General features: G+C 60.6%; 12 protein-coding genes and 1 pseudogene. 12 read left to right on the top strand and 1 reads right to left on the bottom strand.

Features of this window, described 5'->3' with window-relative positions:
- From LKK40_RS10540 to LKK40_RS10550, 3 genes are all read left to right on the top strand, one after another.
- A partial coding sequence (locus tag LKK40_RS10540; protein WP_304310529.1) for a DNA recombination protein RmuC occupies nucleotides 1-738 on the top strand: 738 nt, incomplete at its 5' end.
- Between the two features lie 216 nt (nucleotides 739-954).
- On the top strand, nucleotides 955-1692 hold the full coding sequence (locus LKK40_RS10545) for an orotate phosphoribosyltransferase (protein ID WP_304310530.1): 738 nt from the start codon (nucleotides 955-957) through the stop codon (nucleotides 1690-1692).
- A gap of 40 nt (nucleotides 1693-1732) precedes the next feature.
- On the top strand, nucleotides 1733-2563 hold the full coding sequence (locus tag LKK40_RS10550; protein ID WP_304310531.1) for a TrmH family RNA methyltransferase: 831 nt from the start codon (nucleotides 1733-1735) through the stop codon (nucleotides 2561-2563).
- A 210-nt stretch (nucleotides 2564-2773) separates the two neighbouring features.
- Here LKK40_RS10550 and LKK40_RS10555 read toward each other — a convergent pair whose 3' ends face one another.
- On the bottom strand, nucleotides 2774-3676 hold the full coding sequence (locus LKK40_RS10555) for a hypothetical protein (RefSeq protein WP_304310532.1): 903 nt from the start codon (nucleotides 3674-3676) through the stop codon (nucleotides 2774-2776).
- 234 nt (nucleotides 3677-3910) lie between these two features.
- On the opposite strand from LKK40_RS10555, the pseudogene LKK40_RS10560 reads away from it, so the two are divergent.
- The 9 genes and pseudogenes from LKK40_RS10560 to LKK40_RS10600 all read left to right on the top strand — a co-directional run.
- Nucleotides 3911-4610 (top strand): annotated as a pseudogene (locus LKK40_RS10560) (ATP-binding cassette domain-containing protein); the annotation flags it as partial.
- A gap of 598 nt (nucleotides 4611-5208) precedes the next feature.
- Nucleotides 5209-6120 carry a permease of ABC transporter system gene (locus LKK40_RS10565; protein WP_304310533.1) on the top strand — a complete coding sequence of 304 codons (912 nt, stop codon included), beginning with the start codon at nucleotides 5209-5211 and terminating at the stop codon, nucleotides 6118-6120.
- Nucleotides 6121-6379: 259 nt separating this feature from the next.
- Nucleotides 6380-6676 (top strand): Asp-tRNA(Asn)/Glu-tRNA(Gln) amidotransferase subunit GatC, encoded by a 297-nt coding sequence (gatC, locus tag LKK40_RS10570; protein WP_152580404.1) that lies wholly within the window; start codon nucleotides 6380-6382, stop codon nucleotides 6674-6676.
- A 1-nt stretch (nucleotide 6677) separates the two neighbouring features.
- Entirely contained in the window at nucleotides 6678-8219 is a 1542-nt protein-coding gene (gene gatA, locus LKK40_RS10575) for an Asp-tRNA(Asn)/Glu-tRNA(Gln) amidotransferase subunit GatA (RefSeq protein WP_304310534.1), read from the top strand.
- 21 nt (nucleotides 8220-8240) lie between these two features.
- Nucleotides 8241-9740 carry an Asp-tRNA(Asn)/Glu-tRNA(Gln) amidotransferase subunit GatB gene (gatB, locus tag LKK40_RS10580; RefSeq protein WP_304310535.1) on the top strand — a complete coding sequence of 500 codons (1500 nt, stop codon included), beginning with the start codon at nucleotides 8241-8243 and terminating at the stop codon, nucleotides 9738-9740.
- Nucleotides 9741-9947: 207 nt separating this feature from the next.
- The gene (locus tag LKK40_RS10585; RefSeq protein ID WP_304310536.1) at nucleotides 9948-11174 is read left to right on the top strand and encodes a GNAT family N-acetyltransferase; all 1227 of its coding nucleotides are present in this window, start codon (nucleotides 9948-9950) and stop codon (nucleotides 11172-11174) included.
- The gene (locus tag LKK40_RS10590) at nucleotides 11171-11485 is read left to right on the top strand and encodes a DUF2469 domain-containing protein (RefSeq protein ID WP_152580400.1); all 315 of its coding nucleotides are present in this window, start codon (nucleotides 11171-11173) and stop codon (nucleotides 11483-11485) included. Before LKK40_RS10585 ends, LKK40_RS10590 begins: the two co-directional genes overlap by 4 nt.
- A 265-nt stretch (nucleotides 11486-11750) precedes the next feature.
- Nucleotides 11751-13385, top strand: coding sequence for an NAD(P)/FAD-dependent oxidoreductase (locus tag LKK40_RS10595; protein WP_434735127.1), 1635 nt, complete (start codon nucleotides 11751-11753; stop codon nucleotides 13383-13385).
- Between the two features lie 423 nt (nucleotides 13386-13808).
- A partial coding sequence (locus LKK40_RS10600; RefSeq protein ID WP_304310538.1) for a Rho termination factor N-terminal domain-containing protein occupies nucleotides 13809-15012 on the top strand: 1204 nt, incomplete at its 3' end.

The raw sequence follows: 15012 nt of genomic DNA on the forward strand, positions 1-15012 counted from the left end.
GGTTTGCTGGAGCATGTGGATTTCGACACGCAGGTCGTCGTCACGGATCCGGAGGGCCATATTCAGCGCCCGGATATGGTCGTTCGGCTGCCTGGCGGCAAGTCGATTCCGATTGATGCGAAGGTACCGTATTCGGATTACCAGCGGGCTTGTGAAATACCCGAGACCGCAAGTCCCGAAGAGCTTGAACGTCGTAATGCCTTGCTGCAGGCACACGCCAAGGCTATGCGGGAGCATGTGAAAACCTTGGGAGACAAGGCGTATTGGAATGCCTTCGAGACTGCCCCGGATTTCGTCATCGCTTTCATTCCCAATGAGTCGCTGCTGCAGGCGGCTCTTGAAGCTGACCCGACGCTGATGGACGATGCCTTCGCGCGCAAGGTTGCACTCACGTCGCCAGTCACCCTGTGGGCCGTGCTCAAGTCGGTCGCCTTCGCCTGGCAGCAGCAGAGTCTGACGGATGATGCGAAGAAACTGTTCGATCTTTCGCGTGAGTTGTACGAACGCTTCTCCGTGCTCGGCGATAAGGCCAACAAGCTCGGCACGGCCATAACGCGCACGGTAGGAGCCTACAACCAGTTCGCCTCGTCCTTGGAATCGCGCGTTCTGGTGACCGCGCGCAAACTGCAGAAGATCGACCATACCAAGGTCATCGAGCCGGTCGAGCTGATCGACCCCGACAAAGCCAATCTGCGCGAGCTTACCGCGCCCGAGATTCAGCCCGAATCCGATGACTGAGTAGGGGAAGTGGACGGTTTGCAGCGGTAATTGTGCTGCTTGTGCTGCTTGCCACAGCAGCCGATGCATGGCAGCAGGTGATGCGCTATGGAGTCGTTGTTGTCATGCATGGCAGAGATTCCGTATGCACTGAGCTGGGCGAGGCTATGACGGTGAGGCGGGTTACGCTGGGCGTATGAATAAGGCAATAATGTCGAAATGGCGAAAGGGACTGCTATGAGCGCGGACGAACGAGGTGTGCTGCCGGAATCCGGGGATGGCGGGCAAGGCACCGACGCCAGGATTGGCGTCAGTGGCAAGGATGAACTCAGACAGATGCTGCGTGACGCGGTGTCGGGCAAGCCATTCAGCGAATTATCCGCAGTGACCTTTGACCAGCGCGGCGTTGCGTTAGCTGGCGAGGCCGTGCTCGACGCTTTGCATGAGCGGGATTTCAACTTTGGTGATTTCGATGCTGTAGGCGCTTTGACCGCTGCCGCTGTGCCGCTGGTCATTGCCGTCATGCATGCCGCCGCCAGCCAAGGGAAGTCGCTTGATGGCTTCGTCATGGACTTCGTCTACCCGTCAATCAAAGGACCTTCGATTCGCGGCAAGCGTGTGATACTGCTCGATTCCTGGCTGTCCGAAAAGTCCTATGTGCAGACGTCGTCATTGGTGACGCTGCGCAATGGCAACGAGCTGAACCTCGATTTCAGCATCGTGGAGCATGAGCAGGCTCAAGTGCTTGCGATAGTGACGCTGATTGGCGGTCTTGGCGCGAATGGCAGCACGAGTAGCGGCGCTGGCGAGGCTGCAAGCGATGGAATCGCGACCGCTGAAACCGCAAAGGCCAACAAGCCTAGTTCCGCACGTACAAACGATGACGCTTCATTCGTCGAAGTCGTTGACACGGTAAACGATTCGCGGCATGCGGTGCCGTTCATCCAGGTATTCGAGGAGCGCGAGCTGCGGTAGCGGCGCGCATATACAGATACGAGTATATGAGGAGCATGGCATGAGGGAGCCGAACCCTATCACGGCAGCGGCAAAGGCTTCGGGCGAACCGGTTTTCAGGCAGATTGGCGTCGGCCCGTGGTCGCAGGAGCACCCCGACTCGCCGCGTCCTGATGACCCGGCAATTCCGGATTTTGTCAGCGGACGCTACGGCGCGGCGCTGCTGGATGAAGGCGACCGACGCAATGTTCTGGACCGATACCGATACTGGACGGTCGAGGCGATTCGCGATGATCTCGATGTGCGCGGGCGGCACGGCTTTGAAGTCGCCGTGGAGAATTGGACGCATGATTTCAACATCGGCTCCATGGTGCGCACCGCCAACGCCTTCGCCGCCCGAACAGTGCATATCGTCGGCCCGCACAAATGGAACCGCAAAGGCTCGCTCATGACCGAGCTGTACCAGCATGTCGAGCATCATCCGAGCATCGAGGAACTCGTGTCGTCATGGCGCGCGCAGATGCAGCGTGAAATCGATGCAGCCCGGCACAATGCCGATACTGCTGATGCTGCCAAAACTGACCGCAGCAACACCGACCGTGTCAACACCGACCAAGACGACGTTACGGCGCAGCCGTGCGAAGGCCGCGTCATCGCCTTGGATATCATCCCCGGCGCAGTGCCAATCGAGTCTTATCAGTTCCCCGAACGCTGCCTGATGCTTTTCGGAGCCGAGGGCCCCGGCCTGTCGAGCAAGGCGCTCGAACTGGCCGACGACGTGGTCTACATCTCGCAGTTCGGCTCGGTGCGCTCCATCAACGCCGGTGCCGCCGCAGCCGTCGCGATGCACTGCTGGATCGCCCAGCACGGCCGCGGCGTCCAACAATCCTGAGTCTTAGGCCCTAAATCCTGAGCCCCGCGGATAATGGCTCTGTTTTAGCGTCGCCTTTTGTACGGTAACTTGGCTCTACCGTACAAAACGCAACGCAATCAGCTCTTAAAACGTTACATTTTGTATGTCAGCCTCACGTTCCTTGCAGCACATGCGTCATCCGTTGCATCGGCACTCCGGCGTCACGCAGTTTTCGTGCCAGCGGATACCCTAACGAGGCTTCCTGATAGTCGATGCGAATGATGGTGGTGACTCCGGCCCGGCGCAGGGCTCTTCACGTTCTCGCTCCTCGTGTACGACTTGCCGAGTCGTCTTCCAATCGGTCATTGACGGATCAGTGTATTTGCGCATGCCATCAAATTCGCCAACGATGATTCTGCCATCGGGCAACACCCATACAAAATCAACTCGGTAGCGTTTACGCGGATTCTTCGGGTCGATGAACTCCTGCTGTAGAAGAGGGGCGATGAACCCCAGCTCGATTATCACCGCTCGGCAGAACGACTCCCCACCGTTTTCGCTTCGCCCGTCGACGTAATACAAAAGGCGGAAGACCGGGCCGCAATCGCGCCGTAAACCGTCGCATATTTCGATGACTTTCTCATGCGAATATTGGTAAATGCGCATCGCCGAATCGAATATCGGCAACGCCTGCGAGAACTTGTGACGCAATGCGAAATCGACGAGCGCACGTTCGAGCGTCACCACTGGCAGACCGTTTACGATATGCGCATGGATTGGCGCAACGAAGATTTTACGCACGTCACGCGAAGCATATCCGTTGATTGCTGAATCAGAGGCGATATACACCATTCCGTCGTGCAGCGACCATGGGCATTCAAGCTGGTATATCGCCGCGGCGCTCACTGAGGTGAATACCCAGTTTGGATGCTTGCGGGCCAAGGCTCGCAGCACATGCAGGTATCGTTGGGCTGGGCTCAGACCGGTCCAGTACGACTGTTCGGCATACAGCCCGTAATGAGGATTGACGAATGCGCCAGTTTGAGCCCGCCTCCTTACTGCAGCGCGTTGCCTCGCGTTGCCCCCGTACAGGCATCGACTTTGGGCTTTTGATGTGTCAATGAGCTGCTTGATTTCGATATTGTTTTTCATAGCATCACCGTAAGCAAAGTGGAAGCGCGAAGGGAAGCCTGAACGGGCAATGTGGTCGAAAGGTCAAGTTTTGGCGTGTTGTGGATAAGTCCGGTTCCCAGCGTCGCCTTTTGTACGCTAACTTGATGCTGACGTACAAAATGTAACGTTTTAAGAGCTGATTACGTTGCATTTTATACGGTAAAATCGCGTTAGCGGATGAAATGCAACGTGCGTGGGCTAGAGTGGTTAAGCATGATAACCATCGAAGGCGTCAGCAAGCAGTTCAAGGGCAAGGTTGCGCTCGATCAGGTCAGCTTCACAGCGGAAGATGGCAAGGTCACGGGCTTCCTCGGACCGAATGGCGCAGGAAAATCAACCACGATGCGTGCTGCGCTGGGGCTGCTCAAGCCTGATGCCGGACGTGCACTGATCGACGGCAAGCCCTTCCGCGAGAGCGCGTCACCTATGGCGCTGGTGGGCGCGGTGCTGGATGCCAAGTCGGCGCATAAGGGCCGGTCGGCATACAGCCATCTGCTCGCGCTCGCCCTGACTAACGGCATTCCCAGGAAGCGTGTTGACGAGGTTATCGCGCTGACTGGCCTGGAAAGCGTGAGGAAGCGCAAAGCCGGGTCGTTCTCGCTGGGCATGAGCCAGCGGCTCTCGATTGCGGCGGCGTTGCTGGGCGATCCGCACAATCTTGTGCTGGATGAGCCGGTGAACGGCCTCGACCCTGAAGGCGTCAAATGGGTGCGCGAGCTATGCCGCTTCTACGCCAGTCAAGGCCGAGCGGTGCTGCTCAGCTCCCACTTGATGAGCGAGGTCGCGCTGACCGCCGACAATCTGGTGATCATCGGCCAAGGGCGCATCCTCGAAACGACTTCGGTCGACCGCTTCGTCGCAGAGCATTCGGTTCATGCGATTCGCGTCGTTACGCCCGATCCGGATAAGCTCAGAAAAATATTCGAAGGCGCGAATCAGGTGCAGATCAGCGAGGCCGCACGGCTGTCGTCCGATCCGGAGCGCGGCACGGTGCTGCGCATCACTGGCGCGCAGTTGGAGCGGACTGCGCAGGTGTTCGCGCAGGCGCAGCTGGTGACCTACGAACTCATCGAGGAGCGGGCTTCGCTGGAAGACGCCTACATGATGCTCACCCACAGCCAAGTGCAATATGTGACGCGCGAAGTTCCCGGTCAGGCGCCCGTGCAGTATGGAGTGTCGTCGCAAGACTTACCGTCGCAAGCTTTGCCACCACAAGGAATGGCTGCGGCCGCTCAGACTCAGTCGGATGGCTCGCAGCCGGATGGTTCAACTCAACTGGACACGTCGTCCCCGGCGATCGTCTCGCAATCAGTCGCCCCAACTCCGTCAGCTAGCACGCGAGCGGACGCCCCGCAGTTTGATGGTAATCAGCCAGTTGCAGCACCCGAGCAAACACAAACGCCGCCGCAACCACAGTCAGAGACACCACAGCCAGAGGCGCAGGCACAATCACAAACCAGCGACTCCAACCAGCAACCACCCGAGCAGACGACGACGCAAGGAGGCGCACGATGAGCAACGCGAACGGCGGCTACACGACCGGGCGGCGCATGGCGTCGAGCAGACTGCGCCTGAGCTTCTGGGGCAGCGTGCATGCCGAACTGGTGAAACTCGCGAGTCTGGCCTCGACCTGGTGGCTTATGGGCATCACCGCAGTGCTGCTGCCCGCGATGGCGGCGCTAAGCGTGTGGAGCATCACCTACGTCAGCACCATTGACTTGAATACCGGGAAAAAACTCGGCGCGCCCAACCCGGTGTCCAGCGCCGAACTGTGGTCCTCTGTCGGTTCGAATGCCGCTACTGTGGCGCTGGTCATCGGCATTTTCGGCGTCATGGCCATCACCAGCGAATACACGACCTCCTGCGTGCAGGCGTCGCTGAGCGTCAACCCCAGGCGGGTTATGTTCATGAATGCGAAGGCGGTTGCAGCGGCAGCATTCACCGGCGTGTTTTCACTGCTCGGCATGCTGCTGTCGTGGGTGATTATGCTCGCGATGACTGCAGGCTCCTCGCTGACGCCGATTCCCGCCAAGCAGAGCATACTGCCTTTCGTGGTGATTCTGGGAGCGCCGGTCATACTGATGCTGATGGCCGTGCTCGCGCAAGGTCTGGGCGCGATGTGCCGGTCCACGGTCGGCGGCGTGTTCTCGCTGGTCGGCCTGCTGATGATTCTTTCGCAGATCGTCAGCATCACCTCATCGTTTAATTCCCATCTCGGGTGGCTTGCGTCAATCTCCATGTGCCTGCCGGATATGTCGATCAGCAATTTCATGCGCGGCCCGAACTCCGCTCCGAATCCGACGCTTGTTCACGCGCCGTTCTCGCCGGTATGGTGGCAAAGCGGGCTGATATTCCTAGCTTGGACGGCGGTTTTTTACGTCATCGGCGTCATCGTCATCAGGCGCAGCGACGTCAAGGGCTGAGGCTGGCGCGTGCTGGCGAGTGCGTTTGGCGTTGCTCAATGACCGCTAACGCGAGCTTGCCGTACAGAATGTAACGTTTTGAGGCCTGATTGCGTTGCGTTTTGTACGGCAGCCTCGCGTTAGCGGTCACAAGGCGACGTAACCCTGCCGCGCGACACCACCCCGACTTCGTCACAGTTTCACCCCGAACTTGGCGCAACCCCACCTCTAATCCTGCCCCGACCCAGCAACGTCACATATGGTCCATATAGTTGAGGCCATGCCTACGTTTACACGCGAAGAAATCGAGCATCTGGGCGATCTCGCCCGCATAGCGCTCACCGATGAGGAGACCGCCCGCCTGCAGGGCGAGCTGAACGTCATCGCCGAATCCATCAACAAGGTGCAGGAAGTCGCTGGCGACGATGTGCCGCCGACCGCGAATCCGGTGCCGCTGGAAGCCTACCTGCGCCCCGATGAGGCCGTTACGCCGCTGCCGCAGGAAGAAGCGCTTGCGGGCGCACCGCGCTCCGAGGCCGGCATGTTTGTGGCCCCGAGAATTCTAGGGGAGGAGTGAGATGAGCGATACCACGCAACTCGTACAGCTGTCCGCCGCCGAGCAGGCAGCCGCAATCAAATCCGGCGATGCGTCCAGCCGCGAACTGGTCGAAGCCCATCTGGCCGTCATCGAGGCCGCCGAGCCGCAGATCAACGCCTTCCTGCAGGTCTCCGGCGATGAGGCGCTGGCGCAGGCCGACGCCTTCGACGCCAAGCATGCCAATGGCGAGACCGAGGGCCTGCCGGAGCTTGCCGGCGTACCGATCGCGATCAAGGACATGATCGTGACCAAGGGCATCGTCACCACAGCCGCTTCAAAGATTCTCGAAGGCTGGGTGCCGCCCTACGATGCGACCGTCATCGAAAAGCTCAAAGCGGCTGGCATGCCGCTGCTGGGCAAGACGAATCTGGACGAATTCGCGCAGGGCTCATCGACCGAGCACTCGGCGTACGGCCCCACGCACAACCCGTGGGATACCACGCGCGTCCCCGGCGGCTCGGGTGGTGGCTCGGCCTCGGCGGTCGCTTCCTTCGAAGCGCCGCTCGCGCTGGGTACCGATACTGGCGGCTCGATTCGCCAGCCCGGCTCGCTGACCGGAACCGTGGGCGTGAAGCCTACGTACGGCGGCGTGTCGCGCTTCGGCGCTATCGCCATGGCCAGCTCGCTCGATCAGATTGGCCCCGTTGCGCGCACCGTGCTTGACTCAGCGTTGCTGCAAGAGGTCATCGGCGGCTATGACGAGCGCGATTCCACATCGATTCCGATGCCCGTGCCCCCGATGGCGGCTGCCGCGCGCGAAGGCGCGAAGCGCGATCTGCACGGCGTGAAAGTCGGCCTGATCAAGGAGTTGGGCGGCGACGGCTACCAGCCCGGCGTGCAGGCTCGCTTCGAAGAGGCGGTGCAGCTGCTACAAGACATGGGCGCGGAAGTCATCGAAGTCTCCTGCCCGCGCTTGGAATATGCGCTCGGCGCGTACTACATCATCATGCCTTCCGAGGTCAGCTCGAATCTGGCCCGCTACGACGGCATGCGCTACGGTCTGCGCGTCATGCCGGCCGACGGCGTGCCTCAGACTGCGGCCAACATGATGGCCGCCACGCGCGAAGCCGGCTTCGGCGACGAAGTCAAGCGGCGCATCATCCTGGGCACCTACGCGCTGTCCGCAGGGTATTACGACGCATGGTACGGCTCGGCGCAGAAGGTGCGCACATTGGTCATCGAGGACTTCAACAAGGCCTTCGAGCAGGTCGATGTGCTCGTCTCCCCGACTTCGCCCAGCACGGCGTTCAAGCTCGGCGAGAAGATGGACGATCCGCTGGCCATGTATATGAACGATATCGCGACGATTCCCGCGAACCTCGCTGGCACCCCCGCCATGAGCATCCCGGCGGGCCTGGGCGACGACGGTCTGCCGGTCGGCTTCCAGCTCATTGCGCCCCAGAAGCGCGACGACCTGCTCTACAAGCCGGCGGCGGCGCTCGAAGCGGCGCTCGAAGAGCGTTGGAACGGCCCGATCTGGCGCTCGATGAACGCCTCCTGGCTGAAGAATCTCGCGAAGTAACGCATCGGAAGGAATGAAATCATGGCTGAAAAACTGATGAAATACGCCGATGCCGTCGCCAAGTTCGACCCGGTCATCGGTCTGGAAACACACGTCGAGCTGAGCACCAACACCAAGCTGTTCTGCCCGGCGCACATCGAGTTCGGCGGGGAGCCGAACACGCAGCTCACCCCGGTGAGCCTGGGGCTGCCCGGCTCGCTGCCGGTGGTCAACAAGACCGCAATCGATTACGCGATCAAGCTCGGGCTGGCACTGCACTGCGATATCGCCGAGTGGAGCCAGTTCGCCCGCAAGAACTACTTCTACCCCGACATGCCGCGCGACTATCAGATCTCGCAGTACGACAAGCCGCTGAACGGCGAGGGCTATCTCGACATCGAGCTGGAGGATGGCACGATTTTCCGCGTCCCGATCGAACGCGCGCACGTCGAGGATGATGCCGGCAAGAACACCCATGTGGGCGGTGCCGACGGCCGCATCGAAGGCGCTGACCACTCGCTGGTCGACTACAACCGCGCTGGCGTGCCGCTTATCGAAATCGTCACCAAGCCCATCGAGGGCGCGGGCGAGCGTGCGCCGGAAATCGCCGGGGCCTATGTTCGCGCCATCCGCGACATCGTGCGCGCGCTGAACATCTCGCACGCCCGCATGGAGCAGGGCAATATGCGCGCCGACGTCAACATCTCGCTGCGCAACACGCCTGACGATCCGCTCGGCACCCGTTCGGAGACGAAGAACGTCAACTCCTTCCGCGGCATCGAGAAGACCATCCAGTACGAAATTCGCCGCCAGGCCGCCATTCTGAGCGACGGCGGGGAGATTCTGCAGGAGACCCGCCACTGGGATGAGGCCTCGCAGTCCACCGCCGGCGGCCGCGTCAAGTCGGATGCCGACGACTACCGCTACTTCCCGGACCCCGATCTGGTCATGGTGCACGTCACCAAGGAGCATATCGCCGAGCTCGAAACCCAGATGCCCGAAATGCCGCGCGCTCGCCGCAACCGTTTGCAGAAGGAATGGGGCCTGAGCGACCTGCAGATGCGCGACGTGCTCAATGCCGATGCGCTCGATCTCATCGAGTCGACCGTCAAGGCCGGAGCGAAGGCCGCTGGCGCGCGCAAATGGTGGCTCGGCGAGCTGAGCCGCGAAGCCAATGCACGCAGCGTGTCGCTTGAGGAGCTGCCGATTACCCCGGCCGATGTGGCCGAGGTCGAGAAGCTCGTCGCCTCCGGCAAGCTCAACGACAAACTCGCCAAGCAGACCGTCGAAGGCGTGCTCAAGGGCGAAGGCGCTCCGGCCGAAGTCGTCAAGCAGCACGGCTACAAGATCGTCGAGGACACTGGCGCGATCGAGTCGGCCGTGGAAGCGGCGTTCGCAGCCAATCCGGACGTGGTCGAGAAGCTCAAGAGCGGCAACATGAAGCCTATGGGCGTCATCATCGGCGCCGTGATGAAGGCCACGCGCGGCCAGGCCGACGCCAAAGCCGTCACCAAGGCCGTCATGAGCAAGATCAAGGGCTGAGTGCGCGCTGTACGCGATTTCGCATAACGGGTCCGGCCCGTTTACCCCGTTTCCTGCGCGAATCGGAGCAAACGAGACGGGCCCGTTTGCATACGTTGCGTGCTGTGTTGCGACCGGCGTAATTCAGGTCACGTTCTGGATTCCATCAGCCTGACGAGTACGATAGCAGCTATAGCGATTAAGCGATGATGTGAGGAATGAAAACGAATGTCAGACAATGCTGAACCTCCCTTGGACGAAGTGATGCCAAGGAGCCTGCCCGAGCGCATCGCCATCCCGCCCATCCGCGGTGAAATGGTGCGGCTGCGCCCGGCGACACTCGATGATCTGGACCTTCTCGACCCTCTGGACGCCTTCCACGGCGCATCCAGAATCACCGGCAAGGACTCCCAATCCGAGCGGGCCGCCGTGCACGCGTGGGTACGTCGTTCGGTCGCATGGTCGCAAGGCCTGGCATCGGACGAATCCGGGGTGGGGGACCCCGAATCCCGCCGCACGCTCGCATGGGCGGTGCTTTCGGATGCCCCTCGTGACGATGAGCATCAGTCTGCCAAGGCTGAGGACATCGTCATCGGCATGATTTTCCTCATCGACATCGATGGCTGGGCCCGTTCGGCGCGCATCCAGGTGATTCTAGGCAAGGACTATCGCGGCCGCGGCTACTCGCGTGATGCGATGCCGCGCGTGATGACCTACGGCTTTGCGCCGCAGCCGGCTGGCCTCGGCCTGCATCGGATCTGGGTTTCGGTGCCGGAAAAGAACTCCCGCTCGCTCTGGGTCTACCAGTCCCTAGGGTTCGTGTTCGCCGGCACCTCGCGCGACGCGCTGTGGGACGCCGAAAACGGCCAGTATCAGGACCAGCATGTGCTGGAAACGCTGGTGGACGAATACGACCCGATCAGGTCGCTTGACGCTTTCGGCATGCATGTGATTGAGGACAATCCCGGCGTGCGTGAGGCGCTGAGTGCCCGCGAGCATTCGCTTGCCATCGAACAGCATGCGCATGGCGCTGCGGCAAACAGTGCTGCGGCAGACAGCGCTACGCAGGAATCGCGCGGCGACAAACCCGGCAGTTCCAGCGAACACGGTGAAGCTAGCGGGAACGCCGATGTTGCCGGGCGTGCCGGTGACGACGCACAGACACAAGCGCAAGCGCAGGCACCATCCCAGCCGAAATCGCAGATTCGCGAGCCCGAGCTGGGCGACGCAGGCGATGACGGCGACGACGCGCTGGAATCGCTGGCGCGCAATCTGCAGCAGGGCGGTGCCGACGCGGGCAGCGCTGAGACGCACGATACTATTCCGGGAACGGATGACGGCTCATCCCAGGAAGGCAGCTGGCCCTTTGCCTCGACCGAGCGCAAATCGTCCAAGCAGGCCTGGTGGCGCAGCCTGGGACGCAGCCGCAAAAACGACAAGGAAGGCAGTCAATGAGCGCCGAGGATCTTGACAACTACGAAACCGACGCCGAGCTTTCGCTCTATAGGGAGTACCGCGACGTCATCAAGCTGTTCACCTATGTGGTGGAGACCGAACGGCGCTTCTACTTGGCGAACAAAGTCGATTTCAACGTGCGTTCGGCCGGGCAGGACGTCTATTTCGACGTCCAGCTCACCGACGCCTGGGTGTGGGACGTCTACCGCTCCTCGCGCTTCGTCAAGAACGTGCGCATCGTCACCTTCAAGGATGTGAACGTTGAGGAAGTCCAGAAATCGGATATCGACATCCCCGATTCGCTTGATTGAGCATAGGGTTTAGCTGAGCGTTGAGTTTGACTGAGTAGTGGGTTTGGCTGAGTAGTGGATTTAACTGAGCGTTGCATCTGGCTTAGGGCTTAGGCGCATGGCATGCAGCTCTTAGCTAGGGCTCCACGATATATACAGAACACACGCATGATGCGGTGCATTCGTGCATATTTGCCGGTTTTGGCGGCACGGCAAGCTGCATCGGGTAGAGTATGAACGATTTATTTGCTTATAGGAGGTCAATGTGACGCAGAAGGAATCCATCGTGATCATCGGCGGTGGACCCGCCGGCCTTACTGCCGCGTGGGAATTCGTCAAGGACGGCGGCGCCGATCACTACGATGTGACGGTGCTGGAAGCCACGAAGGAATTTGGCGGCATTTCGCGCACGGTCAAGCACAACGGCAACCGCATGGATATCGGCGGCCACCGCTTCTTCTCCAAGGACGACCGGATCATGGATTGGTGGAAGAACATTCTGCCGCTGCAGGGCGCGCCGTCCTACGACGACAAGAAGCTCGGCCGGCATCATGATCTCGAACCCGGCGGCCCGGATCCGGAACTCACCGACAAGGTCATGCTCAAGCGCCACCGCGTCTCGCGCATCTTCTGGAACCATCATTTCCTCGACTACCCGATCTCGCTGACCCCGGGGCTGCTCAAGGCACTCGGCTTCAAGCTCACGATGGAGGTCGGATTTAGCTACCTGAATTCGATGTTCCGCAAGCTGCCGGAAGACAATCTCGAGAACTTCTACATCAACCGCTTCGGCCGCAAGCTCTACTCGATGTTCTTCGAGGGCTACACCACGAAGGTCTGGGGCCGCCCGCCCAAGGAGATTTCCTCGGATTGGGGTGCGCAGCGCGTCAAGGGCCTCGACGTGGTCGCGGTGCTCAAGAACGCGGTGCTCAAGATGATGCCGAAGAAGCGCGACAGCAGCCAGGTCGAGACATCGCTGATCGAAGAGTTCTGGTACCCCAAGCTCGGCCCCGGCCAGCTGTGGGAAACCGTGGAATCGCAGTGCGTCGAGAACGGCGCCAAGGTCATCACCGATGCGCGCGTGAGCGAGATTCGCCAGCAGAACGGCAAGATCGCTTCGGTGGTCTACGTCGATTCGGTGGGCAAGAGCACCGAGCTCAAGGCCGACCAGTTCATCTCCTCGATGCCGGTCAAGGACCTGATCAATGCGCTGGCCGAAGGGCCGGCTGATGGTGCCGCTGCGAAGAAAGCCGTCGCTGCTGAGACCGCCGAAACCGATACTGCCGACGTCAAGGCAGTCCCCGCAGACATGATTCATGTCGCCAACGGCCTGCCATATCGCGACTTCGTGACCATCGGGCTGCTCGTCAAGCACCTGCGCATCCAGAACACGACCGACATCCCCACGCTTGGCGACCCGCAGATCGTGCCGGATTGCTGGATCTACGTGCAGGACCCGGGCTACAAGGTCGGCCGCGTGCAGATCTTCAACAATTGGAGCCCGTACCTGGTCAAGGATGTCGACGACACGGTGTGGGTCGGCCTCGAATACTTCTGCCAGGAAAACGACGACTTCTGGAATATGAGCGACGAGGAAGCCACCAAGTTCGCCATCAAGGAGCTCACCCGCATGCGGCTCATCAACGGCCCGACGGATGTGCTCGACTCGCATCGCGAGCGCGTCAAGAAGGCCTACCCAGCCTACTTCGACACCTACGAGCATATGCCCGAATTGGTCGAATACCTCGATTCCTTCGGCAACCTGTACTGCGTGGGCCGCAACGGCCAGCACCGCTATAACAACCAGGATCATTCGATGGCCAGCGCCATCGAGGCCGTCGGCAACATCCAGACCGGCAAGACCTCGAAGCGCAACGTGTGGTCGGTGAACACCGAGAAGTCCTACCACGAGAAGAAGTGAAGCAGTAGTCGAGGCAGATGATGAAGCAGTTGGATAACTTAGCCGACTAGATGTTTCGATTGAGTGCTCCGATTGACTGCACTGATTGACTGCACTGATTGACTGCACTGATTGACTGCGCTGATTGACTGCGCTGATTGACTGCATGAGGCGGGGCGGATGTATTGCATTGGCATGTTTGGCAATGTGATATCCGCCCCGCCTCATGCGTGGTATAGGGCGAAATGGCACTGGGCAATGATGCCTTGTTTGCGCTGGTCGCCGCCACGTTGTACAGTAAACCTCAGTTCAACGGCCGGTTGCGATGGCCTTGAGCGTTCATAGCGGTTTTTACCGCATCTTTTTCGTAAAGCTCTCCGGCAGTGTGTCGGCGGGAGCCAAGGAAAGGCAACACTAGTGGCAACAAGCCAGAATATTGAGGATATGAAGCTGCCTGAGCTCAAGGAGCTCGCCAAGCAAATGAGACTTCGGGGCACGTCGACGATGCGTAAGCCCGAATTGCTCGCCACTTTGCAGGCGGCTCGTTCGGGCGGGCAGGCGCCAGCGGGCGTCACGGTGCGCGGCAGCAAACCGAAGAGCGGCGCCGCTGCAAAGAAGGCATCCGACAGCCAGGATGTGCAAGAGAATGGCAATTCGGCCGCCGGGAAGGCGCAGGCTGGGGTTCGCGAGGATGAATCAGCGAAGGCTGTGGCATCGTTGACCCCATTTGCGCCAGCGGCCCCTGCCACATCGCCTGCGCAATCGTCGGCATCGTCAGCAGTTGATGCAGCTGATAGTGCATCGAAGGGCGCGTCACAGACCCCAGTGCAGGACGAACATCCTGCGCAGGATCATGTCCGTAGCATACGTCGCCGCGTTCGCAAGAGCGATGAGAGCGCGAATCTGCTTGACGAGCTGGATCTCTCGCTTCCCGAACCTAAACGCAATGAGGGCACTGACAAGCGCAGGCAGCGCAATACCGCGCAGTCTGATCTCGATCAGCCCCGCCGTCGTCATCGCACGACGAAGCAGGAAGAGGAGCATGATCCGCACGCCGTGCGCGATCTGAATGACATTCTCGCCTCGCTGCCTGCGCAGGACCACGAGGACGCGGGCGAGGGTGCGAAGGAAGACGCCCATGAGCACGAACATGAGCGTGAGTTCGTGCGGCGCACCCGCGATCGCAGCGATCGTAATGAGCGCAACGAGCGCAACGACCATAATGATCGCAATGACCGTAACGACCGTAACGACCGCAACAACGGTTCCGATCGCCGTCAGCGCCATATGCGCGGCCGCGACCGGGATTATGGCAACAACAATGCCAATAACAATAACCGCGACGAGCGCGATGAACGCCGCGACAACCGCCGCGAGGAGGCGTCGGACGATCTCGTGCCCGTGGCAGGCATCGTCGATGTGCTCGATTCCTATGCCTTCGTGCGCACCTCCGGCTATCTGCCCGGCCCCAACGATGTCTATGTCTCGATGGGTCAGGTCAAGAAGTACGGCCTGCGCAAGGGCGATGCCGTGCAAGGTTCGATTCGCACGCCTCGCGAAGGCGATCGGCGCAACCAGCGGCAGAAATTCGTGCCGCTGCAGTCGATTGACACCATCAACGGCATGAGCATCGAGGATTCCGTAAGCC

Source organism: Bifidobacterium tibiigranuli, assembly GCF_022655035.1.
Taxonomy (GTDB): domain Bacteria; phylum Actinomycetota; class Actinomycetes; order Actinomycetales; family Bifidobacteriaceae; genus Bifidobacterium; species Bifidobacterium tibiigranuli_A.